The organism is Frankia sp. AgKG'84/4 (assembly GCF_023242965.2).
In the GTDB taxonomy this organism is placed as follows: domain Bacteria; phylum Actinomycetota; class Actinomycetes; order Frankiales; family Frankiaceae; genus Frankia.
The window spans coordinates 1-7,960 of the sequence record NZ_JALKFU020000218.1 but is presented as its reverse complement, the minus strand read 5'-3'; the positions used below and the strand labels follow the sequence as shown (position 1 = coordinate 7,960).

The window sequence follows — 7,960 nt, the reverse complement described above, 5'->3', positions numbered from 1 at the left end:
GGGCGCCGCCGCGGCGCTGGCGAACCTGCCGCACGGCGTGCGCACCGCCGCCTATCACGGCATCGTCACCATCGTCATGGCGCTGGCGACCGGCGTGCTCCTGATCGCCGCTGGCTGGCGGATGGCACGGTGGCGACGGCCGTTCGACGGGCTGGACCCCACCTGAACCACCGGCGGGCGGCGACGCTTCAGGGGGACGACGCCTCAGGGGGACGACGCCTCAGGGGGACGACGGGTCGGCGGGGTCGGCGTGCGGCTGGGCGGTGGCGGCGCGGCGCACGCGGATGATCGCGGAGGCGTCGAGCTGGCCCTCGCCACGGGCCTGGGCGGTGGCGAAATCGCGTTCGGCGAGGTCCGCGAGCGGCACCGGGATGCCGCGCCGGGCCGCCTCGGCAACGCAGATCCGCAGGTCCTTGTGCATCCAGTCGACGGCGAAACCGAAGTCGAACTCGTCGCGGATCATCGTTTCGGCACGGTTGTGCAGATACCAGGAGCTGCCGGCGCCGCCGCTGACCGCGGGGATCACCAGGTCGGGGTCGAGGCCGGCGGCGACGGCGAAGTTCAGCGCCTCCGCGGCACCCTCGATCGCCGCGGCGACGAGGATCTGGTTGACCATCTTGGTGAGCTGACCGCTGCCGACCGGCCCGATCCGCGTGATCGTCGCACCGTAGCTGGCCAGCACCGGGCGGACCCGAGCGAGGACGTCCGGATCGGCGCCGCACATGATGCTGAGCTTCCCCGCCTCGGCACCGGCCTGCCCGCCGGACACCGGCGCGTCGATGAACCCGACGCCACGCTTCGCCGCCTCGGCGGCGATCTCGGTGGCCAGCTCGGCGGACGTCGTCGTGTGGTCGACGATCGTCGCGCCCGGTGCCAGCGCGCCCAGCACACCGTCCGGCCCGGTGACGACGGCGCGGACGTCGTCGTCCGCGCCCACGCACAGGCACACCACGTCGGCGCCCGCCGCCGCTGCCGCCGGGGTCGCCCCCACCGCACCCTGGTGCTGCTCGGACCACCGCTTCGCCGTGGCCGGCGTGCGGTTGAAGACCGCAGCCTCGAACCCCGCCGCCGCGATGTGGCCGGCCATCGGAAAGCCCATGTTCCCGAGACCGATGAAGGCAACCCGCATCAGCGCGCACTCCCGTTCCCTGAATGTTGCCGTTCCCGGACAAGCCTGAGCTACTGCCAGTATCCGGACCGGGGACTCCGAGGGAGGAGTCAGCCTCGCAGGAGGGTGACGGCGCGGCCGGCAGGGCTCGTGACGGTGGTGGTGACGGTTCTCTCCGCGATGGGTGGGGCCTCGGGGCGGGTGTCGAAGATGACGAGGATGCCGTGGTCGAGGCCGAGCCGGTCGAGGTAGCCGTCGAGCTGCGCCAGGCCGCGGCGAAGTGGGTCGGCTTCGCCTGCCCGGCGCACCTTGAGCTCGACGGCCTCGCGCTGCCAGCGGCGCCTGCCGTCCGGCGCCGAGTACGGCCAGCGGATGAGCAGGTCGATACGGCCGCGGCCGAAGCCGTACTCGCGTTCGACGTAGCCGCCGCCGTTGACGACGCGTTGTAGGAAACCCATGAGGACGAGCTGAGGCGCGGCTTCGGGATATCGCCGGCCGGAGGGCAGGATCTCTCCGTTCTCGACCCAGAACTGGGTGAACTCGTCGAGCATCGCCGCCATGTCGAACCGGCCGTCGGCCCGGACGAAAGACCGGGGGTCGGCGAACACGACGGCTTCGACGCCGTCGGTCAGCACCCGGGCCACGACTTCCCGATAGATCGGGTTGGCGATCCGCACCGGATAGGCGTCGAGGTTGACCAGGGTGCAGCGCCACCGAGGCGGGGAACGATTCCGGTCGCTCGCTGAAGCCGGCCCGGAGCTGCCGCAGCACACTGATCAGGCTCTGCCCGCGCAAGGCGTCGATCTCGTCAAAGAAAAGCACCAGGGGTCGCGGGCATGCCCGCGCGGTAGTCGTCCCCCGCGGCCTCGCCGAACTCGCAGGAGAAATACAGGGCGGCGCTACGGCCGGACGCCGTCAGTTCAGCGGCCAGCGCCCGCAGCGCCGTCGTCTTGCCCGTCTGTCGTGGGGCATGGACGACGAAATAACCGTCCTGATCGACCAGCCCGGGCGGGCGTTTCCTTCGCAGCGGCAACGGCGGCACCGGTAGCTACTGTCCGCGGAGCGCGAGCGGTGTCAGCGCGGCAACGGGTAGGTGACGCCGGTGATGCGTTCGGACTCGAACCACAGCAGGTGGCGGCGGGTGTGGTCGCGGGTGGCGCGGCCGGCGCGGGCGGGTGCCGGGTGGCCGGTGCCACCGAAGAGGCCGTCGGGGCCGTAGTAGTCGGCGCCGCGGACGGCGGGGTCGACCGTCGCGCGGATCGGTGCCAGCGCACCGGCCTCGGGGCTGTGGATGAGCCAGCCCATCGCGGGTGCGAGGCGTCCGGTGACGAACGCGCGGGCGAACGGTGGGAGCTCGCGGACCAGGTCGGTGCGGGCGATGCCGGGGTGCGCTGCCACCGCGATCGTCTCGGCGCCCGCCGCTTCGAGGCGCCGCTGCAACTCGTGGCTGAACAGCAGGTTGGCGAGTTTCGAACTCGGATATGGCAGTCGCATCCGCGGGGCGCCGAGCGGGTCGTCCGCGCTGCGCCGCGGGCGGGGCATGTAGCCCAGGACGCGGGCCGCGTCGGCGGTGCCGCCCGCCGAGACGAGGCTGCCCGCCGCGGCGGGGCGGCCGATGATGGCGGCGGCCGGTTCGGACCGTGCCGGTAGGCGGGACAGCTCGTCGGCGCGCAGGCGGCCGCAGAGGTGCGCGAGGCTGCTGACCGTGACGATCCGCGATCCGGGGGTCGGCAGCAGCCGGTCTAGCAGCAGGCCGGTGAGGGCGAAATGACCGAGATGGTTGACGCCGAACGTCGCGTCGAAACCGTCCTCGGTGTGGGTCGCGCGCGGGCGCATCACCCCGGCGTTGTTGACCAGCAGGTCCAGCCGGGGATACGCGGAGCGGATTGCGTCGGCGGCCGCGTCGACGGACGCGAGACAGGCCAGGTCAAGGCGTTGGATACGGACGTCCGCGCCGGACGGGCCGGCGTCGGCGCGGATGCGGTCGGCGGCCCGCTCGGCCAGGTCCAGGTTGCGGCAGGCCATGACGACGGTCGCGCCGCGGCCAGCGAGCACCCTGGCGATCTCGAAGCCGATGCCGGAGTCGGCGCCGGTGACCACGGCCGTCCGGCCGTTCTGGTCGGGCACGTCGACGAGGGTCCACGGCGGCCGGTCAGAACGGGTCCTCGCCCCGGTTTGTGGCATCCCGCGGGCACCGTCCAGGCGAAGCGTCATGTGACCGGCTCCACCATGACCAGCGGGATCAGCCGCTCCGTCTTACGCTCATAGCCGCGGTACCAGCGGTTCTCGGCGACGATGCGGGGCCACAGGCGGTCCCGCTCCTCCTGCGTGGCCGGCCGGGCGCGCATCGCCTGCCATGCCTCGCCGCTGGGTCGAACCCGCACGTCGGGGTTGGCGCAGACGTTGAAGTACCAGTCCGGGTCGCGATCGTCCCCGCCGCGGGAGGCGACCAGAACGATCGTCGAGCCCTCCCGGATCGGGGAGGTCAGGCGCAGCGTGTGGGCACGGCCGCTGCGCCGGCCCGTCGTGATCAGCTCCAGCACGGGCATCCCACCGGCCCGCCCGCCGAGGCGCCCTCGGGTCACCCGCACGAGAACGCCATGGGCGGCGTTCACCGCCTTGAACAACCGTTCCCTTGCCACCTGCCAACTCTCCCCTGTCCGGAGCCTCCCCGCTGGGTCCGGCGAACGCCGTGTTCCTCACGGCCAGGGAGGGCGTGCACCGGATCGCTGCCCGATGCTGACACAGCCCCGCAGCTGCGTGCCCGGATTGTCTTGTTCGCGCCACGAGGGTACCCCCGTCGCGATCACCGATGTCCTCCTCGCACCCGGTGCGCCGCAGCGCACCGTGCCGTGTACGGCGCAGCGCGGCGGACGGCAGTCGAGTGCACCGCGGTGCACTGTGCCGTGTACGGCGCACCGAGGTCGGCGGGGCCCGGGGGTCCGCGGGCACCCGTCGCGACGCGCTGCGATGCGGGAGTTCCGCCGTGCCCTAGCCGCTGTGCACAGCGGCACCACCCGGTCCAGCCGGGACGCCGCGATCATCGACGGGCGCACGTTGTCTTCGGGGGAAGAGCATGAGAAAAGTGGCAGCCTTATTGGCCGTAGCGACCGCGGTCGGAGGTTCAGCGGGATGCGCGGACGGTGACGTCTCCGCGGCTGGCCGTGTCGGACCCGTTCCATCGGCCTCAGCCTCGTGGGCGTCGTCTTTCCGATCCTCGCCGGCCGGGCACTGACCACCGTTCGGTATTCGCGGGATGCGACGGCGGCGCCGCTGGCCACGTGGACGGCCTGACGGACCGGTTCAGCGCCGCGCGCGGAAAAAACCCGCGCGCCGCGCTGAACGGCTGGGGTGATCAGCCGGTGCCGGCGACCTTGGTGAGGGTCGCCTTGAGCTGGTCGAGCTGCCACGGGATGTTGAGGATGGTCGGGTTGTTGACGGCGCCGGCGGTGAAGGCGTCGACCTGCAGGGCGCGGCCGGCCTTGACGGCGGGAATGTCGGTGAACAGCTTGTTGGCGTTCAGCTCGGTCTTCAGCGCGTCCGTGGCGAAGCCGATGAGCAGGAAGTCGGCGTCCAGCGAGCCGATCTTCTCCATGCTGAGCGAGCGGTCGACGACGTTGGCGGTGACGCCGGGCGCGAGCTTCAGGCCGAGGTCCGAGTAGAGCTGCACGGACACGGTCTTCGGGTCGTCGATGACGGCGAGGCCACCGGGCTCGTAGTAGAACGCGTAGCTGAACGTCTTGCCGGCCAGGCCGGGCAGATCGCTCTTGGTGTCCTGGATGACTTTCGTGGTGGCGTCGATGGCCTTCTGGACGTCCGCCGCACGGCCGACGGCCTTGCCGATGATGGTGCTGTTCTCCTGCCAGGTCGCGATGCCGGCGTCCTCGGTGTAGGCGACGACCGGTGCGATCTTGGCAAGGCGGTCGTGGTAGTCCGCCAGGTTGTAGAAGTTCGTGGCGAGGATCAGGTCGGGGCGCAGCCCGGCGATCTGTTCCAGGTTGAGGTCGCTGCTGGTGTCGAGCGCGGCGCTCTTCGACAGGTCGATCTTGCCCTGCAGCCAGGGAAAGACGCCGTCTGCCTTGTACTCGTTCTTCGCGTACGCGATCGGGGTGATGCCGAGCGTCGCGAGGGTGTCCTCCTCGTAGCTCAGCGCGATGATGCGCTTGGGCTGCGCCTTGATGGTCGTCGAGCCGAACTTGTCCGTCAGGGTCACCGGGAAGCTGCCGGCGGGCGCACTGGCGCTCGCGCCCGTCGCCGAGGTGCTGTCGCCGTCGCTACCGCTGCTGCCGCAGCCGGCCGCGACAACCAGGGCCACGATGGCCAGCAGCACCGCGACGAGGAGTCTCATTCTCTTTCGCACGTACTATCTCGTTTCATGATCAGTCGCGTGCCCCGGGGCTCGCGGTAGCAGATTCTGCGAACGACATCCGGCGCCTGGGTCAGGGACGGCCACCGCTGGCCGCGGGCGGCTGCGTCAACGCCCGGCGGTCCACCTTTCCCCCGGCGGTGACGGGGAGTGTGTCGAGCACCGTCAGCACGCTCGGCACCATGTACTGGGGAAGCTGCTCGGCGCACCAGGCCAGCACCTCGTCGCCGAGCGCACCGGACCCGCCGGCGACCCCGTCCGCGGCGATCCCGTCCCCGGCGGTGACGACGAAGGCGAGCAGGCGGGGAGCGGCGGTGTCGCGGGAGACCACGACGGCGGCGCGGCGGACCCGGGGGTGGGTGGCCAGGGCGGCCTCGACCTCCTCCAGTTCCAGACGCATGCCGCGGATCTTCACCTGGTTGTCGGCGCGGCCGACGAACTCCAGCCAGCCGGCCGCGCTCCAGCGGGCCAGGTCGCCGGTGCGGTACATCCGCGCGCCGCCGCCCGCGGCGAACGGGTTCGCGACGAACCGGCCGGCGGTGAGCGCGCCGTTGCGGACATAGCCGCGGCCGAGCAGGAAGCCGGCGACGTAGAGCTCGCCGGTCTCGCCGGCGGCGACGGGCGCCAGGGTGTCGTCGAGGACGTGCAGCTGGGTGTACGGGTTCGGCCGGCCGATCGAGGCGGCGAGGCGCTCGGCGTCGTCGCGGTAGATGACGTGGGAGACGCCGATGGTCGTCTCCGCCGGCCCGTACCCGTGGTACATGGCGACGCCGAGCTGGGCGCGGAACCGAGCGAACAGCGCGGGCGTGAGCACCTCGCCGCCGCACCAGACGTGTTTCAGCGACGCCAGCGACGACGTTCCCTCGGCCGCCTCCAGCAGGATGTCCAGCATCGAGGAGACCAGGTAGACGAAGGTGATCCGCTCATCCTCGATCAGGTCGAGCAGGTAGCCGGGGTCGAGCTCGCCGGCGGGCTCCGCGACGACAAGCCGGGCACCGCAGACCAGCGGCAGCAGGACCTCGTTGATCGAGATGTCGAACGACAGCGGCGCCTTGAACAGCGACGCGTCGCCGACACCGAAGCCGAACAGGTCCTCGACCTGCCAGCGCAGCCGTTCGGCGATCGCCTCGTGGCGGATCATCGCGCCCTTGGGTGCGCCGGTCGAACCGGAGGTGAACATCACGTAGGCGAGCCCCGCGCCGGGGATCGCCAGGTCGAGCGGCTCGGCGGACTCGCCGTCCCACGCCCAGGCCGCCAGGTCGACCGCGAGGGCCGACACCCCGTCCACCGTCGCGGGCGCGCCGCGCCCGGTCAGCACCAGCCGGGCGCGGGCGTCGTCCAGGACGCGGCGGCGGCGCTGTTCGGGCCAGGACGGTTCGACGGGGACGAACGCCGCGCCGGCCACCATGGCGGCCAGCAGCGAGACGACCATCTCGGCGCCGCGCACCAGCCGGATGCCGACGACGTCCTCGGGGCGCAGGCCACGGGCCCGCAGCACGCGGGCGAGCTGGAACACCCTTACGCCGAGCTCCCGATAGGTCAGCCGTCCCTCGGGTGCCACGAGCGCGGTCTCGTCCGGGGTCGCGCGCACCTGGGCGGTGAACAGGTCGGGCACGGTCGTGGTGACCGCGGGCAGGCTCGGGTCGTTCAGACCGTCAAGGGTGATGACCTGGTCGGTCGACCCGTCCGGCGGCGCGGCGCCGTCGACCCGCACGTTCACTGCATTTCCTCACTGTTGACGGGGCACGGGCGGTCGAGACGCCGGGACGGGTCAGCTCCCCGCGGCGGCGGTGCGCTCGCGCAGGCTGCGGGGCCGCAGGTCGGTCCAGTGCTGTTCGACGTAGCCGAGGGCGGCGGCCCGGGTGCCCGCGCCATCGGCGCCGAAGGCGATCCGCCAGCCGGCGGGGACCTCGGCGAACGTCGGCCAGAGTGAGTGCTGCTCCTCGTCGTTGACCAGGACGTAGAAAGTGCCGGCCTCGTCGTCGAACGGATTTGTGGACACGGCGTCTCCCGGGTTCGCGCGGGGTGCGCAGGGCGGAGTGTGGAGGGCGGAGTGTGGAGGGCAGTGCGTTCGGCCTGGTCACACGGTTTCAACAGGCCGAAACGGTAGCAAGTTAGGTTTACCTATGCAAGGAAAACCTAACCATACTTCGCGCGCTCAGAACTTCGCGTACATCTCGTCCGGAATGATCGGCTGGTGGTAGGTGCAAGATCCGGACAGGACCGTCGAGCCGTGCAGCCGTGACTTCGGAATCAGGATCTTGTCGCCGTCGGTGAGCGAGATCTTGTGAGTGATGTTGTTCCAGAAGTGCATGTCGCCGGTCTCGATCATGACGAGGCGGTGCTCGTCGTGGACGTGGGTCGTGGACGTCTCGTCGCAGGACTCGACGAACGTGTCCAGGTCGACCTCGATCCCGCCGGCAGGTGCTTGCCGAAGAACTCGGTGTCGCGGGTGACGTGGCGGGAGAACATCGGGTCGGTCGGCG

The 7,960-nt window shown here is 71.4% G+C and carries 9 protein-coding genes; all 9 read right to left on the bottom strand.

The genetic code is table 11. The features are described 5' to 3' along the window. Nucleotides 1-220: 220 nt before the first annotated feature. Nucleotides 221-1,129, bottom strand: a complete 909-nt coding sequence (locus MXD58_RS14705) for an NAD(P)-dependent oxidoreductase (protein ID WP_248840597.1) — start codon at nt 1,127-1,129, stop codon at nt 221-223. An 89-nt stretch (nt 1,130-1,218) separates the two neighbouring features. Further along, nucleotides 1,219-1,785 carry a hypothetical protein gene (locus MXD58_RS14700; RefSeq protein ID WP_248840596.1) on the bottom strand — a complete coding sequence of 189 codons (567 nt, stop codon included), beginning with the start codon at nt 1,783-1,785 and terminating at the stop codon, nt 1,219-1,221. 131 nt (nt 1,786-1,916) lie between these two features. Then, entirely contained in the window at nt 1,917-2,141 is a 225-nt protein-coding gene (locus MXD58_RS14695) for a P-loop NTPase family protein (RefSeq protein ID WP_250609413.1), read from the bottom strand. 41 nt (nt 2,142-2,182) lie between these two features. Then, nucleotides 2,183-3,322, bottom strand: coding sequence for an SDR family NAD(P)-dependent oxidoreductase (locus tag MXD58_RS14690; protein ID WP_250609412.1), 1,140 nt, complete (start codon nt 3,320-3,322; stop codon nt 2,183-2,185). Then, on the bottom strand, nt 3,319-3,750 hold the full coding sequence (locus MXD58_RS14685; protein WP_248840593.1) for a nitroreductase/quinone reductase family protein: 432 nt from the start codon (nt 3,748-3,750) through the stop codon (nt 3,319-3,321). Before MXD58_RS14685 ends, MXD58_RS14690 begins: the two co-directional genes overlap by 4 nt. A gap of 713 nt (nt 3,751-4,463) precedes the next feature. Continuing rightward, nucleotides 4,464-5,456, bottom strand: coding sequence for an iron-siderophore ABC transporter substrate-binding protein (locus tag MXD58_RS14680; protein ID WP_248840592.1), 993 nt, complete (start codon nt 5,454-5,456; stop codon nt 4,464-4,466). 91 nt (nt 5,457-5,547) lie between these two features. Continuing rightward, nucleotides 5,548-7,194, bottom strand: coding sequence for an amino acid adenylation domain-containing protein (locus tag MXD58_RS14675; RefSeq protein ID WP_248840591.1), 1,647 nt, complete (start codon nt 7,192-7,194; stop codon nt 5,548-5,550). Between the two features lie 51 nt (nt 7,195-7,245). After that, nucleotides 7,246-7,476: an MbtH family protein gene (locus MXD58_RS14670; RefSeq protein WP_248840590.1), complete on the bottom strand. Its 231-nt coding sequence runs from the start codon at nt 7,474-7,476 to the stop codon at nt 7,246-7,248. Between the two features lie 156 nt (nt 7,477-7,632). Continuing rightward, nucleotides 7,633-7,960: cupin domain-containing protein (locus MXD58_RS14665; RefSeq protein WP_518478072.1), on the bottom strand; the 328-nt coding region annotated here is incomplete at its 5' end.

Bases quoted from the DNA above. Each gene is read 5' to 3' on its own strand.
- MXD58_RS14680 (WP_248840592.1), bottom strand. From the start codon at position 5,456: ATGAGACTCCTCGTCGCGGTGCTGCTGGCCATCGTGGCCCTGGTTGTC.
- MXD58_RS14690 (WP_250609412.1), bottom strand. From the start codon at position 3,322: ATGACGCTTCGCCTGGACGGTGCCCGCGGGATGCCACAAACCGGGGCG.
- MXD58_RS14705 (WP_248840597.1), bottom strand. From the start codon at position 1,129: ATGCGGGTTGCCTTCATCGGTCTCGGGAACATGGGCTTTCCGATGGCC.